Annotated in this window: 9 protein-coding genes and 4 tRNA genes; 8 read left to right on the top strand and 5 right to left on the bottom strand. The window is 71.5% G+C overall.

The window, feature by feature from the left end:
- Positions 1-129: 129 nt before the first annotated feature.
- Together ACGFYP_RS07570 and hrpA are read right to left on the bottom strand one after the other, a co-directional pair.
- Positions 130-203 (bottom strand) — tRNA-Asp (locus ACGFYP_RS07570).
- A gap of 87 nt (positions 204-290) precedes the next feature.
- Positions 291-4,229: an ATP-dependent RNA helicase HrpA gene (hrpA, locus tag ACGFYP_RS07565; protein ID WP_393487681.1), complete on the bottom strand. Its 3,939-nt coding sequence runs from the start codon at positions 4,227-4,229 to the stop codon at positions 291-293.
- A 178-nt stretch (positions 4,230-4,407) separates the two neighbouring features.
- On the opposite strand from hrpA, the gene ACGFYP_RS07560 reads away from it, so the two are divergent.
- From ACGFYP_RS07560 to ACGFYP_RS07550, 3 genes are read left to right on the top strand one after another with little or no spacing between them, the layout of a single operon-like run.
- Complete coding sequence (locus ACGFYP_RS07560) at positions 4,408-4,791, top strand: hypothetical protein (RefSeq protein ID WP_393487679.1); 384 nt, start codon at positions 4,408-4,410, stop codon at positions 4,789-4,791.
- A 58-nt stretch (positions 4,792-4,849) separates the two neighbouring features.
- Positions 4,850-5,701, top strand: a complete 852-nt coding sequence (locus ACGFYP_RS07555; RefSeq protein WP_393487676.1) for a DsbA family protein — start codon at positions 4,850-4,852, stop codon at positions 5,699-5,701.
- Positions 5,698-6,531, top strand: coding sequence for a cytochrome c biogenesis CcdA family protein (locus tag ACGFYP_RS07550; protein WP_393487674.1), 834 nt, complete (start codon positions 5,698-5,700; stop codon positions 6,529-6,531). The genes ACGFYP_RS07555 and ACGFYP_RS07550 overlap by 4 nt, the downstream gene beginning before the upstream one ends.
- 127 nt (positions 6,532-6,658) lie before the next feature.
- Here the strand turns inward: ACGFYP_RS07550 and ACGFYP_RS07545 are convergent.
- The 3 genes from ACGFYP_RS07545 to ACGFYP_RS07535 form a co-directional block, all read right to left on the bottom strand.
- Positions 6,659-6,732: transfer RNA gene (locus ACGFYP_RS07545), tRNA-Phe, on the bottom strand.
- A gap of 22 nt (positions 6,733-6,754) precedes the next feature.
- A tRNA-Asp gene (locus tag ACGFYP_RS07540) sits at positions 6,755-6,828 on the bottom strand.
- Positions 6,829-6,867: 39 nt separating this feature from the next.
- Positions 6,868-6,940, bottom strand: a tRNA-Glu gene (locus ACGFYP_RS07535).
- Positions 6,941-7,044: 104 nt separating this feature from the next.
- Here ACGFYP_RS07535 and ACGFYP_RS07530 point away from each other — a divergent pair.
- From ACGFYP_RS07530 to ACGFYP_RS07510, 5 genes are all read left to right on the top strand, one after another.
- On the top strand, positions 7,045-7,395 hold the full coding sequence (locus tag ACGFYP_RS07530) for a metallopeptidase family protein (protein WP_393487672.1): 351 nt from the start codon (positions 7,045-7,047) through the stop codon (positions 7,393-7,395).
- Positions 7,396-7,624: 229 nt separating this feature from the next.
- Positions 7,625-8,161, top strand: a complete 537-nt coding sequence (locus ACGFYP_RS07525; RefSeq protein WP_393487669.1) for a hypothetical protein — start codon at positions 7,625-7,627, stop codon at positions 8,159-8,161.
- 200 nt (positions 8,162-8,361) lie between these two features.
- A complete protein-coding gene (locus ACGFYP_RS07520; protein WP_393487666.1) occupies positions 8,362-10,629 on the top strand; it encodes a DEAD/DEAH box helicase in 2,268 nt (755 codons plus the stop codon).
- A 242-nt stretch (positions 10,630-10,871) separates the two neighbouring features.
- Entirely contained in the window at positions 10,872-13,070 is a 2,199-nt protein-coding gene (locus tag ACGFYP_RS07515; protein WP_393487662.1) for an FG-GAP repeat domain-containing protein, read from the top strand.
- A gap of 285 nt (positions 13,071-13,355) precedes the next feature.
- Positions 13,356-16,535 carry an FG-GAP-like repeat-containing protein gene (locus tag ACGFYP_RS07510; RefSeq protein WP_393487660.1) on the top strand — a complete coding sequence of 1,060 codons (3,180 nt, stop codon included), beginning with the start codon at positions 13,356-13,358 and terminating at the stop codon, positions 16,533-16,535.
- Positions 16,536-16,604: the final 69 nt, after the last annotated feature.

The raw sequence follows: 16,604 nt of genomic DNA, 5'->3' as shown, positions 1-16,604 counted from the left end.
GCGCGACCACCTCCGGTGTGGGCCCCCGTTTCCCTGATGTCTGGGGTACCGGGGTACGGCCGACCCCGTCAATACACCGGGAGGCAACGAAGAAGGCCCGCACCGAACGGTGCGGGCCTTCTTGACGAGCGAACCTGACGGGACTTGAACCCGCGACCTCCACCTTGACAGGGTGGCGAGCTAACCAACTGCTCCACAGGTCCTTGCTGGCAGCCCCTCGTAAGTGGCTGCGAAGAAGACTGTACAGCAGGTCAGCGGTCGGGTCGAACTCACCGACGGCAACGCCCCCGCTACGGGGCCGCCGCGTCGATCGCCTTGACGATCCGCTTGTCGGAGACCGCGTGCGCCGTGCCCAGCGCGTGGGCGAAGTAGCTGACCCGGAGCTCCTCGATCATCCAGCGGATGTCGGTGACCTCCTTCGGCACCGGCCGTCCCTTCGGAAGCTGTTCGAGCAGCCAGGCGTACTCGTCGAGCATCTCGTGGACCTTCTCCATGCGGGTGGTGTCCCGCTGCACGCCCGTCGGCATCTGCTGGAGCCGGCGGTCCACGGCCACCAGGTAGCGCATCAGGTCCGGGAGCCGCCTCAGCCCCGTCTTCGTGACGAAGCCCGCCGGCATCAGCCAGGCCAGCTGGGTGCGCACGTCCGCCAGGTTGTTGATCAGCGCCAGGCTGTTCGTCGCCTTCAGGCGGCGCTCACAGGCCTGCCAGGCGGCCAGGATCTGCTGGACCTGATCCACCGTCCGTACGGTCGTGTCCACGAGGTCGGCGCGGACCTTGTCGAACAGCTTCCGGAAGGACTCCTCGTCCCAGACCGGCCCGCCGTGGTCGGCGATCAGCTTGTCCGCCGCGGCGGTCGCGCAGTCGTCGAAGAGCGCCTGGATGGAGCCGTGCGGGTTACGGGACAGGGCGAGCTTCTGCTGGTTGGTCAGCTTGTCCGAGGCGAACTTCGCCGGGTTCACCGGGATGTTCAGCAGGATGAGCTTCCGCGTGCCCTGCCACATCGCCCGCTCCTGCTCGGCCTCCGTGTCGAAGAGCCGTACGGAGACGGTGTCACCGGCGTCCACGAGGGCCGGGTACGCCTTGACCGGCTGGCCGGCCCGCCGGGTCTCGAAGACCTTCGTGAGCGTGCCGATCGTCCAGTCGGTGAGCCCCGTGCGCTCCAGGGACTGCCCGGAGCCGTCAGGACCGCTCGTGGCGGCCGCCGCGGCCTTGGAGATGGCCTGGCGGGCCTTGGGGCGCAGCTTCAGCTTCAGCGCCTCCAGGTCCTTGTCCTCGGCCAGTTTGCGGCGCCGCTCGTCGACGATCCGGAAAGTGATCTTCAGATGCTCGGCGATCCGGGACAGGTCGAAGTCCTCCGGGGCCACCGGGACACCGACCATCCGGTGCAGCTCGCGCGCGAGCGTCACCGTCAGCGGCTCCTGCAGGGGCACCGCGCTGTCCAGGAAGCGCGTCGCGAAGTTCGGCGCCGGCACGTAGTTGCGGCGGATCGGCTTCGGGAGGGAGCGGATGAGCTCCGTGACGATCTCCTCGCGCAGGCCCGGGATCTGCCAGTCGAAGCCCTCGTCCGTGACCTGGTTGAGCACCTGGAGCGGGATGTGCACGGTCACGCCGTCGGCGTCAGCGCCCGGCTCGAACTGGTACGTCACCCGGAACTTCAGCGGCCCCTGCCGCCAGGAGTCCGGATAGTCGGCCTTCGTGACCCCGGCGGCCTTCTCGGTGATGAGCATCTCGCGCTCGAAGTCGAGGAACTCCGGCTCCTCGTGCCGCTTGTGCTTCCACCACGAGTCGAAGTGCGCGCCGGACACCACGTGTTCGGGGACGCGCTTGTCGTAGAAGTCGAAGAGAGTCTCGTCGTCGACGAGGATGTCCCGGCGGCGGGCACGGTGCTCAAGCTCCTCGACCTCGGTGAGGAGCTTGCGGTTGTCCGCGAAGAACTTGTGGTGCGTGCGCCAGTCGCCCTCGACCAGCGCGTTGCGGATGAACAGGTCGCGGGAGGCCTCGGGGTCGATCCGGCCGTAGTTCACCTTGCGGTCGGTGACGATCGGCACGCCGTAGAGCGTGACCTTCTCGATCGCCATCACGGCCGCCTGGTCCTTCTCCCAGTGCGGCTCGCTGTACGTCTTCTTGATCAGGTGCTGGGCGAGCGGCTCGATCCACTCGGGCTCGATCTTCGCGTTGACCCGGGCCCAGAGCCGCGAGGTCTCCACCAGCTCGGCGGACATGATGAAGCGCGGGGGCTTCTTGAAGAGCGCCGAGCCCGGGAAGACCGCGAACTTGGCGCTACGGGCGCCCAGGTACTCGTTCTTGGCGCCTTCCTTCACGTCCTTCATGCCGATGTGGCTCAGAAGGCCCGCGAGGAGCGAGGTGTGTACGGACTGCTCCGGCGCGTCCTCCTCGTTGAGATGGATGCCCATCTGCTTGGCGACCGTACGCAGCTGCGTGTAGATGTCCTGCCACTCGCGGATGCGCAGGAAGTTCAGGTACTCCTGCTTGCACATCCGGCGGAAGGAGCTGGAACCGCGCTCCTTCTGCTGCTCGCGGATGTAGCGCCAGAGGTTGAGGTAGGCGAGGAAGTCGCTGGTCTCGTCCTTGAAGCGGGCGTGCTGCTGGTCGGCCTGCGCCTGCTTCTCGGCGGGGCGCTCGCGCGGGTCCTGGATGGAGAGCGCGGCCGCGATCACCATGACTTCCCGTACGCAGCCGTTCTTGTCGGCCTCCAGGACCATGCGGGCCAGGCGGGGGTCGACGGGCAGCTGGGAGAGCTTCCGGCCCTGTTGGGTGAGCCGCTTCTTCGGATCCTTCTCCGTCGGGTCGATCGCGCCGAGCTCCTGGAGGAGCTGCACGCCGTCGCGGATGTTGCGGTGGTCCGGCGGGTCGATGAAGGGGAACTTCTCGATCTCGCCGAGACCGGCCGCGGTCATCTGCAGGATGACGGAGGCCAGGTTCGTCCGGAGGATCTCGGCGTCCGTGAACTCCGGGCGGGAGAGGAAGTCGTCCTCGGAGTAGAGCCGGATGCAGATGCCGTCGGACGTACGGCCGCAGCGGCCCTTGCGCTGGTTGGCGCTGGCCTGGCTGACCGGCTCGATCGGCAGGCGCTGGACCTTGGTCCGGTGGGAGTAGCGGGAGATGCGGGCAGTGCCCGGATCGATCACGTACTTGATGCCGGGGACGGTCAGCGAGGTCTCGGCCACGTTGGTGGCGAGGACGATCCGGCGGCCGGAGTGGGCCTGGAAGACGCGGTGCTGCTCGGCGTGGGAGAGCCGGGCGTAGAGGGGGAGGACCTCGGTGTTGCGCAGCTGCTTCTTCAGCAGCGCGTCCGCGGTGTCGCGGATCTCCCGCTCGCCGGAGAGGAAGACCAGGACGTCGCCGGGGCCCTCGGCCTGCAGCTCGTCGACGGCGTCGCAGATCGCGGTGATCTGGTCCCGGTCGGCCTCTTCGGAGTCCTCTTCGAGGAGGGGCCGGTAGCGCACCTCCACGGGGTAGGTGCGGCCGCTGACCTCGACGATCGGCGCCTCGCCGAAGTGGCGGGAGAAGCGCTCGGGGTCGATGGTCGCGGAGGTGATGACGACCTTGAGGTCGGGGCGCTTGGGCAGCAGCTGGGCCAGATAGCCGAGCAGGAAGTCGATGTTGAGGGACCGCTCGTGGGCCTCGTCGATGATGATCGTGTCGTAGGCGCGCAGCTCGCGGTCCGTCTGGATCTCGGCGAGCAGGATGCCGTCGGTCATCAGCTTCACGAAGGTCGCGTCGGGGTTCACCTGGTCGGTGAAGCGGACCTTCCAGCCGACGGCCTCGCCCAGCGGGGTCTTCAGCTCGTCCGCGACGCGCTCGGCGACCGTGCGGGCCGCGATCCGGCGGGGCTGGGTGTGGCCGATCATGCCCCGGACGCCCCGGCCGAGCTCCAGACAGATCTTGGGGATCTGGGTGGTCTTGCCGGAGCCCGTCTCACCGGCGACGATCACGACCTGGTGGTCACGTATCGCCTCCAGGATCGCGTCCTTCTTCTGCGAGACGGGCAGCTGCTCGGGGTACGTGACCGCGGGCACGCGGGAGGCCCGCCCGTCGACGCGCTCCTTGGCCTTGCCGGCCTCGGCGGCGATCTCGTCCAGGACGGCCTCACGGGCCTCGGGCTTACGGATGCGGCGGGCGCCCTCGAGGCGGCGGCCGAGCCGGTGGGCGTCCCGCAGCGAGACCTCGGCCAGGACGGTCTGGAGGGCGGCGAAGGAAGTAGACATACGGAATCCAGGATCGCACCCCGGGCCGAGTACGGGCGAACCGATTTCCTCGAGGTGCGACCCGTAATATTTCGGGCACGTCGGGCTGAGGACCGCCCGAAGACCGAGCCGAAGACCCACCGAAGACCGATCCGCAGTCCGATCCGCCGTCCGAGCCGAAGATCCGAGAGGTACCCCCATGACCCGCACCGCCCGCCCGCTCGCGGCGCTCGCCGCGCTGGTGGGCGTCGTGCTCGGGGTGCTGGGGTGCGGCTCGACGGGGATGGCGGGCGTGGCGGGTGCGGCAGGGGCGAGTGCGCCCGAGCGGGTGCCGGTCCTCGTGGCCGTCGCGAACGAGGCGCCGGGCTGTGGCCAGAGCCACGCGGTCGAAGGCGCAGGCCGACCGGCCACACCGCCGCGCCCGAACGGTTTCGGCGAGCTGCTGCCCACGCTGGCGGCCGAGCGGACGGCCGGGGCCGGGGTCTGGGGCTGTGACCAGGCCGTACGCGAGCTGATTCCGGGGCCGGAGCCGCCGGAGCTCGTACCCCCCTCACCCGTGGAGCTGTCGATCCTGCGCGTCTAGAGGGCCGACCGCCGTCGTCGTCCGTCCTCTCTTCCGTCACGTTCAGGAGCGCTTCCGCATGTCCACGTCCAAGTCCAAGCCGATCATGATCGTCTCCGGGGTGGCCCTCGCCGCCGTGCTGCTCGGCGTCGTCTCGTTCACCGCGACCGCGCCCGACTCCGGGGGCTCGTCCGGCTCCTCGGCCGCCGAGGTCTCCGCCGACCCGTCCGCCGGCGTCTACCCGGAGCTGGAGGCCTACGCCCGCCGCGACGCCTCCGACAAGCTGGCCCTGGGGCGGGCCGACGCGCCCGTGGTGCTCATCGAGTACGCCGACTTCAAGTGCGGCTACTGCGGGAAGTTCGCCCGCGACACCGAGCCCGAGCTGGTGAAGAAGTACGTCGACAACGGCACCCTGCGCATCGAGTGGCGGAACTTTCCGATCTTCGGCGAGGAGTCGGAGGCGGCGGCCCGTGCGTCGTGGGCGGCGGGGCAGCAGGGCCGGTTCTGGGAGTTCCACAAGGCCGCGTACGCGGAGGGCGCCAAGGAGAAGGGCTTCGGCAAGGACCGGCTGAACGCGCTCGCGCGGGAGGCCGGGGTCCCCGACCTCGCGCGGTTCGCGAAGGACACGGACGGCGCGGAGGCCCGCGCGGCGGTGAGCAAGGACCAGGAGCAGGCGTACTCGCTGGGTGCCACCTCGACCCCGTCGTTCCTGGTCAACGGCCGGCCGATCGCCGGCGCGCAGCCGATGGAGGCCTTCACGGAGGCGATCGACGCGGCGGCGAAGACGGCGAAGACGGCGAAGACGGCGAAGCCGAAGGGCGGGTCGGGCGAGACCGACGGCGGGGCCGACGGAGGAGCGGGGAAGGCCGACGGCGAGGCAGGGAAGACCGACGGCGAGGCAGGGAAGACCGACGGCGGGGCCGGGGAGTGACCGCCGACATCGGCTATCTGGCCGCGTTCCTCGGGGGCCTTCTCGCCCTCCTGAGCCCGTGCAGCGCCCTGCTGCTCCCGGCCTTCTTCGCGTACTCGATCGACTCGAAGAGCCGGCTGCTCGCCCGTACCGGCATCTTCTACGCGGGTCTGGCGACCACCCTCGTCCCGCTCGGCGCCGCCGGTTCCTTCGCCGGGCGGCTCTTCTACGGCCACCGGGACGTGCTGGTGGCCGTCGGCGGCTGGACGATCATCGTGCTCGGCGTGCTCCAGATCCTCGGGATGGGCTTCGCCTCGCGCCGGATCGCCGAGGCCAGCGGCCGGATCCGCCCCACGACGGCGGTCTCCGTCTACGCCCTCGGCCTGGTCTACGGCCTGGCCGGCTTCTGCGCGGGCCCGATCCTCGGCAGCGTCCTGACGGTCGCGGCGCTGAGCGGCAGCCCGGCGTACGGCGGGCTGCTCCTCGCGGTGTACGCGCTGGGGATGGCGGTGCCGCTGTTCCTGCTGGCGCTGCTCTGGGAGCGGTACGAGCTGGGCCGGCGCCGCTGGCTGCGGGGCCGGACCGTCCGGGCCGGGCGCTTCGAGCTGCACACGACCTCGCTGCTGTCGGGGCTGTTCTTCGTGGTGCTCGGCACGGTCTTCCTGGTCTTCGACGGCACGACGGCGCTGCCGGGCCTGCTGTCGGTGGACGACTCGTTCGCGGTGGAGGAGCGGGTGGCGTCCTTGGGCCGTTCGGTGCCGGACTGGGCGCTGCTCGTGGCAGTGGTCGCCCTGGTGGCCGTGGTGCTCGCGGTGCGCGGGTGGCGAGGGCGACGGGGCCGGGAGGCCTGAGGGCGGGGGCCTGGGGGCCTAGGGCGGGCGGGGTGCGCGGGCTGACGCGCGTACCCCGCCCGCCCGGGCGTGCCCCGTCTCCGTACACGAAAAAGGCCCCGTTCTTTCGAACGGGGCCTTCTCTCTGTGGCTGGGGCCGGGGTCGAACCGGCGACCTATCGCTTTTCAGGCGATCGCTCGTACCAACTGAGCTACCCAGCCACGAGACTGTTTCCAGCCTCAGCGACTCTGACGGGACTTGAACCCGCGACCTCCACCTTGACAGGGTGGCGAGCTAACCAACTGCTCCACAGAGCCTTGCGGTGTGCGAGAACAAGTCTCGCACAGGATGTTGCGTGCCCCCAACGGGATTCGAACCCGTGCTACCGCCTTGAAAGGGCGGCGTCCTGGGCCACTAGACGATGAGGGCTAGAGGCTCACCTGCGCGCTTCGCAGCGCGTCGGGGACGTGAGAAGCATATGGGATGGCGGCCGCTATCGCCAAAACGGTTTCGCCTGGGGGGACAATGGCCGGGTGCTGGAGATGACGCGTGAGGAGTTCGAGGAGCTTGTCGCCGAGGCCCTGGACCGGATCCCGCCGGAGCTGACGCGGCTGATGGACAACGTCGCGGTGTTCGTGGAGGACGAGCCCGCGCCGGACGATCCTGAGCTGCTCGGGCTGTACGAGGGGACTCCGCTGACGGACCGGGGCGAGTGGTACGCGGGGGTGCTGCCGGACCGGATCACGATCTACCGGGGGCCGACGCTGCGGATGTGCGAGTCGCGGGAGGACGTGGTCGCCGAGACCGAGATCACCGTCGCCCACGAGATCGCCCACCATTTCGGCATCGACGACGAGCGGCTCCACGCGCTCGGCTACGGCTGACGGGCCGACGGGCTGACGGGCCGGGCCGGGGGTGGTCGGGGGCACGGGGTTGCCCCGGGGGCGTGTCCCTTGTGGTGCAAAGGGAGTTGGGCAGCGAAACACGGTTTTTCCGCCCGCTGTTCCCGCCCTTTGTGTCCTGGAGGTGCCCTCCGTGCGCCATTTGCCCACCCGCGTGAGATGGGCCGCGACCGCGTTGGCGGTCGCGGCCTGTGCAGGTCTGAGCGGCTGCATGAGTGTGAGTGACGAGGGCGCGAAGCCGGCGCCGAGCAAGTCCGCGGGGAAGCAGGGCGATGCGGCCGATTCCGGCGAGGGCGCCGGGGGCTCGGGGCGGCACGGCGGCACCGGTCGGGACACGTCGGGCAAGAGCGGTCCCGACGCGGCCGGCGCGGGTGCGGAGTCTCCGGTGCCGAGCGGCTCGCCGTCGGTCTCCGGGGCGCCCCCGGTCGAGGAGCCGGCGGGCGGGGCTTCGGGCGGCAGGCCGAAGCCGGGCGGCCAGGAGCCCGGTGGGTCCGGCGGGCAGGGCGGCAGCGCCGGCGGGCCGAGCGCGCCGGGCGGGGAGCCCACGCCGCCGGTGGACCCGCCGGAGCCGACGCCCGAGCCGACCGTGGAGCCGAGTCCGAGCCCCACTCCGGAGCCGACGCCGGAGCCGACCGACTCGCCGACCGCGACCCCGGGAGCGGACACCCACATGGGTGCCATGCGGGCGGCGGACGGGCCGGGTGCGCAGGTGGAGCCGGAGGCATCACCGCAGGTCGGACCGGTGTGACGGAGTCCGGTTTGCCATAGGTGGGGGAGGGTGCGTATGGTGGTAGATCGTTTGATCCCATTGCCCGGCGCCGACACAGAAGAGCGCCGCGTGGCGCGTACTCTCCCTAGCCGTGGCTGGACCGCATTGAGGCGGTCGAATTGCGAATTTCACGGAGTTGACGGGCGCGTGCCGAGACTCCGGAAGGTTTCGCATTTCGCATGTCCATTTTTAGTCCTGACCACGCCGTCATGCCCGAGAACGACGAGATCGTCGAGGCCGTAGAGGCCACCGAGATCGTCGAGACCGAGGCCCCCGACGTCACCGAGGCCCCCGAGGCCGCCGAGGCCGAGGCCTCGGAGCCCACCATCACCTTCGCCGACCTGGGCCTGCCCGAGGGCGTCGTCCGCAAGCTCGCGCAGAACGGTGTCACCACCCCCTTCCCGATCCAGGCGGCGACCATCCCGGACGCCCTGGCCGGCAAGGACATCCTCGGCCGCGGCCGTACCGGCTCCGGCAAGACCCTCTCCTTCGGTCTGCCGACCCTGGCCCAGCTGGCCGGCGGTCACACCGAGAAGAAGAAGCCCCGCGCGGTCATCCTCACCCCGACCCGTGAGCTCGCGATGCAGGTCGCGGACGCCCTCCAGCCGTACGGTGACGTGCTCGGCCTGAAGATCAAGGTCGTCTGCGGCGGTACGTCCATGGGCAACCAGATCTACGCCCTGGAGCGCGGCGTCGACATCCTCGTCGCCACCCCGGGCCGACTGCGCGACATCATCAACCGTGGCGCCTGCTCCCTGGAGAACGTCCAGGTCGCCGTCCTCGACGAGGCCGACCAGATGTCCGACCTGGGCTTCCTGCCCGAGGTCACCGAGCTGCTCGACCAGGTTCCCGAGGGCGGCCAGCGCATGCTCTTCTCCGCCACCATGGAGAACGAGATCGGCACGCTGGTCAAGCGCTACCTGAACAACCCGGTCAGCCACGAGGTCGACAGCGCCCAGGGCAACGTCACCACGATGACCCACCACGTCCTCGTCGTGAAGCCGAAGGACAAGGCGCCGGTCACGGCCGCCATCGCCGCCCGCAAGGGCCGCACGATCATCTTCGTCCGCACCCAGCTGGGCGCCGACCGCATCGCCGAGCAGCTCGTCGAGGCCGGCGTGAAGGCCGACGCGCTGCACGGCGGCATGACGCAGGGTGCCCGTACCCGCGTCCTCGCCGACTTCAAGGACGGCTACGTCAACGCGCTGGTCGCCACTGACGTCGCCGCCCGCGGTATCCACGTCGACGGCATCGACCTGGTCCTGAACGTGGACCCGGCCGGTGACCACAAGGACTACCTGCACCGCTCGGGCCGTACCGCCCGTGCCGGCCGCTCGGGTGTCGTGGTCTCCCTCGCGCTGCCGCACCAGCGTCGTCAGATCTTCCGTCTGATGGAAGACGCGGGCGTCGACGCCTCGCGTCACATCGTGGGCGGGGCCGGGGCGTTCGACCCGGAGGTCGCCGAGATCACCGGTGCGCGTTCGCTCACCGAGGTCCAGGCCGACTCCGCGAACAACGCCGCCAAGCAGGCCGAGCGTGAGGTCGCCGACCTCACCAAGCAGCTGGAGCGTCTGACGCGCCGCGCCGCCGAGCTCCGCGAGGAGGCCGACCGTCTGGTCGCCCGTTCCGCGCGCGAGCGGGGCGAGGACCCGGAGGCCGCGATCGCCGAGGTGACGGAGGCCGCCGAGGCCGAGGTCGCCGCTGCCGTCGTCGCCGCCGAGCCGGTCCAGGAGCGTCGCGAGGAGCGCACCCCGGCGTTCCGCGACGAGCGGGGCAACTACGAGCGCCGTGACCGTGGTGGCGACCGCGGTGACCGCGGTGGCTTCCGCCGCGACAACGACCGTCCGTCCGGTGGCTTCCGCCGCGACGACCGTCGTGACGACAACCGTGGCGGTGGCTTCCGTCGTGACAACGACCGTCCGTCGGGCGGCTTCCGCTCGGGTGGCGACCGTCGTGACGACAACCGTGGTGGTGGCTTCCGCCGCGACGACCGTCCCTCGGGCGGCTTCAACCGCGATGACAACCGTGGCGGTGGCTTCCGTCGTGACAACGACCGTCCGTCGGGCGGCTTCCGCTCGGGTGGCGACCGTCGTGACGACAACCGTGGCGGTGGCTTCCGCCGCGACGACCGTCCCTCGGGCGGCTTCAACCGTGACGACCGCTCGTCGGGCGGCTTCCGCCGCGACAACGACCGCCGTGACGACAACCGTGGCGGTGGCTTCCGTCGCGACGACCGCCCCACCGGCGGCCACCGCGGCAGCGACCGTCCGTTCAACCGCGACCGTCGCGACGACCGCCCCTCGGGCGGCTTCCGCTCGGGCGGCAGCGACCGTCCGTACGGCCGTCGTGACGACCACCGTGGCGGCGACCACCGCGGCACCGGCTCGACGGGCGGCTCCTCCTTCGGCCGCCGCGACGAGAAGCCGCGCTGGAAGCGCAACGGCTGACCTGGCGTAACACGCTGAGCAAGCTCTGAGCAGGGCCCGTACGACACTTCGGTGACGTACGGGCCCTGCTTCTTTGAACGGGTTCGAAACTTGCTTTCGACGCCCGGTGGGCGGCTGTTAGCATCGGCGCATTCGCATGGGGGTGGTGCGGCCGGGGGGCCGCGAAGCGACGTCTGTTCTGCATGAGCACCGCTGCCTTCCCCATGCCTCTTCTTTCGTGCATGCCTCAGGGGAGGACCCGAGTGCCTCGTAGCGCTCTTCTACGCCATTCCATCGCGGCCGTCACCGCCGCGACCCTTCTCGCCGGCGTCGGACCGCTGGCCGCGTCGGCTACCGCCGCGCCGGCCGCTCCCGCCGCCGCTGCCGCCGCGACGCTCGACCCGTGGGCGGCGTCCGTGCCTCTGACCGACGGCACGTCCATCCTCAGCCTCGTGGACCTCAAGACGGCCAAGGACGGGGCGATCGTCGCCCTCTGGTACCGGATTCCCGAGGACCACAGCAAGAACGACCTCGTCGTGGCGGTGCGCCCGGCGGGCAGCTCCGTCTGGGGTGCGACGCACGTCCTGTCCGCGCTGCCCAGCCAGCGAGCTCAGGCCGACCTCACGGTCTCGGCCGACGGGTCCGTCACGGCGGCCTGGATGGAGTACCCGAACGACGGTGCGCCGGGCGACGAGAAGCCCGGCGGTGTGTTCCGTATGGCCACCCTCGCGGCCGGGGCCACGACGTGGTCCGCCGCGTCGGACATCATGACCTACCCGGGCTGGGTGCACAGCGGTCATCTGGCCGGCTCGCCGTCGGGCGAGCTCGTCGCCGTCTGGGTGGGCGTCTCGGCGGGGAGGGCAGGGGTGTACTCCTCTGTCCGCACCGCCCCGGGCGCGGCCTGGTCCGAGCCGACCCGGCTCGACGAGCCCACGGCGGACGCGGGGCTCTCCTCCGAGCCGGAGCTCATCTACTCGGCGCAGGGCACGGCGACCGTGGCCTACGTCCACGGCGGCCCCAAGACCGGTGAGGTCAAGGTCGTCGACCGGACGGCCGGCGGCACGTGGACCAAGCCGGTCACCGTCTCGGCCCCCGGGAAGTACCCCACCGGCCCCACGCTGTCCATCGGCCGGGGCGGCCACGCCGCGCTGGTCTGGCAGACGCAGGACGACCCGGCGTCCGACGGCCCCCATACCGAGGTGATCGCCCAGCGTCCGGCCGGCAGCCTGACCTGGGGAGCCCCGGAGCCAGCCAACGGGTTCCGGACCGGTGCCTGGCGCAAGGTCGCCGTCGGCCCGGAGGGTGACGTCACCCTGCTCGGGGTCGCCTACGACGAGGACACCGGCTTCACCGCGCGGACCACCACGCGGGCCGCCAACGGCACCTGGTCCGCGATGAAGACGATCTCCACGGGCTACGTCCCTGACGACCAGTTCGACCTGACGGTCGGCCCGGACGGCACCTTCCACGCCGTGTGGACCCAGGGCGACGGGGACCGGAAGCTGATGACCTCCTCGCGGGTCAACGGTGCCTGGTCCGCCGCCCCGACACCGCTCTCCACCAACACCACCGGCTACGCCATCGGTCTGGTCACCGTCGACGCCGCCAACCGGCCCGTCGCCGTGTGGGAGCAGTCCACCGGCGACTTCATCAGCCAGATGCGGTCCGCCACCACCGCGCCCGCCCCGGTCAAGCCGCTCCCCAAGTGGCGGGACTACAGCGGTGACGGCAAGGGCGACCTGCTCGGGCTGACCCCGGCCGGGGCGCTGACCGTGCGGACGGGCACCGGGACCGGTGGGCTCGGGACCGGGCCCTCGGCGAGCGGGTGGCCGGCGACGTCGACGGTCGTTCCGTTCGGGGACCTGTCGGGCGACCGGTGCAACGACCTGCTCGTGCGGAGCTCCGCGGGTGTCCTGACGCGTCATGACGGCGGCTGCGGGAAGGCCTTCGCGCCGGGCGGGCCGAAGGCCGTGCTCGGTTCGGGCTGGAACATCTACAACGTCCTGACCGCGCCCGGCGATCTGACCGGCGACGGCCGCACCGACCTGCTGGCGCGCACGCCGGCCGGTGAGCTGTGGATGTACGCCGACGACGGCACGGGCAAGTTCAAGGGCCGTGTGAAGCTCGGCGGCGGCTGGCAGATCTACAACTCGGTCGTCGGCGTCGGCGACCTGAACGGCGACAAGGCCGGCGACCTGCTTGCGCGCACGCCGTCCGGTGAGCTGTGGCGGTACAACGGCAACGGCAAGGGCGCGTTCGGCCCGCGGGTGAAGATCGGCGGCGGCTGGCAGGGCTACAACGCGCTCGCGGCCGTCGGTGACATCACCGGCGACGGCAAGGCGGACCTGGTCGCCCGGGACACGGCCGGTGCGCTGTGGCGGTACAACGGCACCGGCGCGGGCACGCTCGCGGGCCGGGTGAAGATCGGCGGCGGCTGGCAGATGTACAAGACGCTGTCGTGAGGCGTGCTGCGTGACGCGTGTGACGCGTGACGCGCGTGACGCGTGACGTGTCGTTCGGGGCTCGTACGGGAGTTGTTCTCCGTACGGGCCCCGCTTCGTTGAACGGGTTCGAAATGGGGTGGGCGGTGGGCGACAACCCGGCTGCCGGGTGTCGGTCGCGGCTGTTACTGTCGGCGCTGTTGACATGGGTGGGGAGCGTCGGCCAGGGGGCCCGGCGCACGGTGAATCCGTTCCCGCTTCCGCCCTGTTTCCTCATCTTTCAGGATTCCCGGGGAGGGACCCTCGTTGGCACGCTCTTCACGCGCGCGTGATCACCGCGCGCGTACGGCCGTCGTGGCCGCCGCGCTCGTCGCCTCGGTGATCGGCGCGACGCCGGCCACCGCCGTCCCGACGGCCACCGCGCTGCCGGCGGCCGTGCCCGCCGCCGTACCGCCCGGCGACCAGCTCGACATCACGCCCAACTGGCGGACCGTGCCCCGGCAGGCGGCCGTCAAGGCGGTCAGCGCCGGGGGCTACGCGCACGAGACCGAGGACGCCGACGAGCACTTCGGCGGCGAGCTCTTCTGGACCGACTTCGCGAGCGGCGAGACCACGTCCCTCGGGTACGGCTCCGGCAATCCGGCGTTCGCCGAGACCGGGGTCGGCGGGCGGTACGCGTACGTCGAGCGCGGTGCCGGCAACCGGTACCTCCGCGACCTCGCGACCGGCACCGAGCAGCCGCTGACGCTGCCGCGCGACGCGAGCTACCGGGGTCTGCTCGGCGACACCCTGCTCTTCCAGCAGTACGAGTCCGAGGAGTCGTCGCAGACGACCACCGGCTACTACCTGCGGCGCGCCGGGGACGCGACGGGGACCAAGATCCCCGTCACCGGCTTCCCCGAGGACGCCAACCTGCACATGGCGCGGCTCGTCGCGGGCGACGACACCGCGGCCGTGATCCGCTTCGGCCGCGGGGACGACGCGTACAACCCCACCGACCTGGGCGTCGTCGACCTGCGGACCGGGCAGATGACGGTCATCGAGGCGCCGACCTCCGTCGGGGCGAGCATCCTCGTCGCGCCGGTGGCCCTGAGCGCCGACCGGATCGCGTGGGTGGACCGGAACCGCCAGGTGCACATCAGGGAGCGCTCGGCCCTGACCGGCGCCGAGCGGACGTTCGCGCTGCCCGAGGGGCTCAGCTCCGCCCGTATCGGCCTGGTCGGCGACTGGGTGCTCGCCGTCGACGAGGCCTCGGGCACGGACGCCTCGCTGAAGCGGCGTCTGGTCGCGCTGTCTCCCGACGGTGTCCCGCAGACGCTCCTGGAGAAGACCGAGCCGGAGATCAACCAGATCGTCGGCGGGGTCGGCGCGGCCGTCGTCGGCGGCTCCTCAGCCACCGACTGGTTCCTCCTGAAGGCCGTCCCCGGCAAGGGCGGTGGCGCGCCGGTCCTGGAGAAGCTGCGCCGCGTCGAACCGCTGGCCACGGCGGTGCAGTCGCTCGCCCTCGGCGCGGGCCGGCTCTCCACCCTGGAGCGGGACGGCCAGCTCGGCCGGGGCTTCTTCGCGCGGAACCTGCCGGTCGGTCCGCTGCACACCGGCCAGTCCGAGCCCGTCTCCGTCGGGTCCGAGGAGCGGCTGGAGACCACGACCCCGCTGTTCGACTCCGGTGACGGCCGCACGGTCCACCTGGCCCGCGGATCCGTCGGCGGCATGGAGGTCGTCGGACGGCGCTCCGCCAAGGAGACCACCCGGGCCGCCACCGGCAAGAGCAGCGCCCGTCTCGCCGACGCCTCCGGCCGGTGGGCCGTCGTCCAGGGCGGGCGCCCGAGCATCCCCGGCGAGCTCGTCGCGGGCGAGGAGACCCTCGTCGTCGACCTGGACGCCGCCCCCGGCGCGCCGTCCGTCGTCCGGCGGCAGCCGCAGACGGCGGCCGCCCTGCGCGGCGACACGCTGTTCGCCGGTACGGACACGGTCGGCCAGGTGTCCCGTACGGACCTGGCCACGGGCAAGGACCTCGGTACGGTCGCGACGGGTGCCACCTGCCGGGCGACCGAGCTTCAGGTGGCGGGCCGCTGGCTGTACTGGGCCTGCGCCCAGTTCTCCGCCCAGGGCGTCGTCGACCTCCAGGACACGAACACGAAGATCGCGCTGCCCAGGGGCTCGTACAGCGGTGGTCTGCTCGGCGACGGCTTCGTCGTGGACCAGGGCCCGGGCTCGTACCTCCGGCTGATCGACTTCCACACGGGCACGGCCGCCGCGGCGCGCACGCTCGTGGACTCCGCCCCCGTGCAGGGCGCCCGCCGGGAGACCTGGACCGTGGACCGCTTCGGCGGGGCCGTGGCGTACAAGGACGCGGAGAACCGGATCCACGCGGTCTGGACCGGCGTCCGCACCTCCGACCTGACGGCGACCGCGGCGAGCACCCCGACGAGCGCCAGGGCGACGGACGGCTGGAAGGCGGCCTGGTCGCTGTCGAAGCCGGCGTCGTACTGGCAGCTGACGCTGCGCCGGAAGGTGAACGGCGCGGTGGTCCGTACGTACGACGGCGGCGAGACGCGCGGCCGGATCGCGGTCGGCTGGGACGGCAAGGACGCCGCGGGCCGGCTGGTCACCGACGGCACGTTCACCTGGACGCTGACCGCCAACACGGCCGACGGCGAGAGCCTCGACCTGTCCGCCTCGGGTGTGGTCTCCGTGACCGGCGGCCGGGTGCTGCCGTGGCGGGACCTCGCCGGGAACGACGGCTTCGGCGACCTGCTGGTGATGGACTCGACGGGCCTCGTGTCGCTCTACCGGGGCAATGGCTCGGGCGGTCTGGCCGCACGGACCAACGGCACGGGCGGGAAGCTCCCGACCACCGCGCTTCTGGTGCCGGTCGGGGACATGACCGGTGACGGCTGCAACGACGTGTACGGGCGGGTCGGGGACGAACTGCGCGGGTACCGGACGGGCTGCGGGGCGATCGTCTCGGACTCCTCGGCGTACACGCTGGTCGGCAGGGGCTGGGGCCAGTACGACGTGGTGACGTCGTCGGGCGATGTGAACGGCGACGGTTGGAAGGATCTGATCGCGCGCCAGGCGTCGACCGGCGACCTGTACTTCTACCCGGGTACGGAGGACGCCCGTCTGGGCACCCGGGTGAAGATCGGTACGAACTGGAAGCTCTACAAGAAGATCGTGGGCGCCGGTGACCTGAACGGTGACGGGCGGGGCGATCTGCTCGGCCTGGACGCGGCGGGTGTGCTGTGGCGCTACTACGGCACGGCGAACGGTGGGCTGACGCCCCGTGTGAAGGTCGGCGGCGGCTGGGGCGTCTACAACTCCCTCGTCAGTGTCGGAGACATCACGGGCGACGGCCGCGCCGAGCTGCTGGCCCGCGACACCACGGGCAAGCTCTGGCGCTACACCAACCTGGGCAACGGCGGGTACGCCGGCCGCGTCATGATCGGCTCGGGCGGCTGGAACGGCTTCAAGGCCCTGTACTGACCCACCCCGCCCCCGGGGCCCACGGGCCCCGGGGGACGGGGCCGTGTCGGATACCCGATCGGTTCCTGG

Source organism: Streptomyces sp. NPDC048370 (genome assembly GCF_043200825.1).
Classification (GTDB): domain Bacteria; phylum Actinomycetota; class Actinomycetes; order Streptomycetales; family Streptomycetaceae; genus Streptomyces.
Note: the sequence above shows the minus strand (reverse complement) of the source record. Positions and strands in the feature narration are given on the sequence as shown.

Excerpts from the sequence above, each read along its gene's own strand:
- ACGFYP_RS07525 (WP_393487669.1), top strand. The coding sequence starts at position 7,625 with ATGAGTGTGAGTGACGAGGGCGCGAAGCCGGCGCCGAGCAAGTCCGCG.
- ACGFYP_RS07560 (WP_393487679.1), top strand. The coding sequence starts at position 4,408 with ATGACCCGCACCGCCCGCCCGCTCGCGGCGCTCGCCGCGCTGGTGGGC.
- ACGFYP_RS07555 (WP_393487676.1), top strand. The coding sequence starts at position 4,850 with ATGTCCACGTCCAAGTCCAAGCCGATCATGATCGTCTCCGGGGTGGCC.
- hrpA (WP_393487681.1), bottom strand. The coding sequence starts at position 4,229 with ATGTCTACTTCCTTCGCCGCCCTCCAGACCGTCCTGGCCGAGGTCTCG.
- ACGFYP_RS07520 (WP_393487666.1), top strand. The coding sequence starts at position 8,362 with ATGTCCATTTTTAGTCCTGACCACGCCGTCATGCCCGAGAACGACGAG.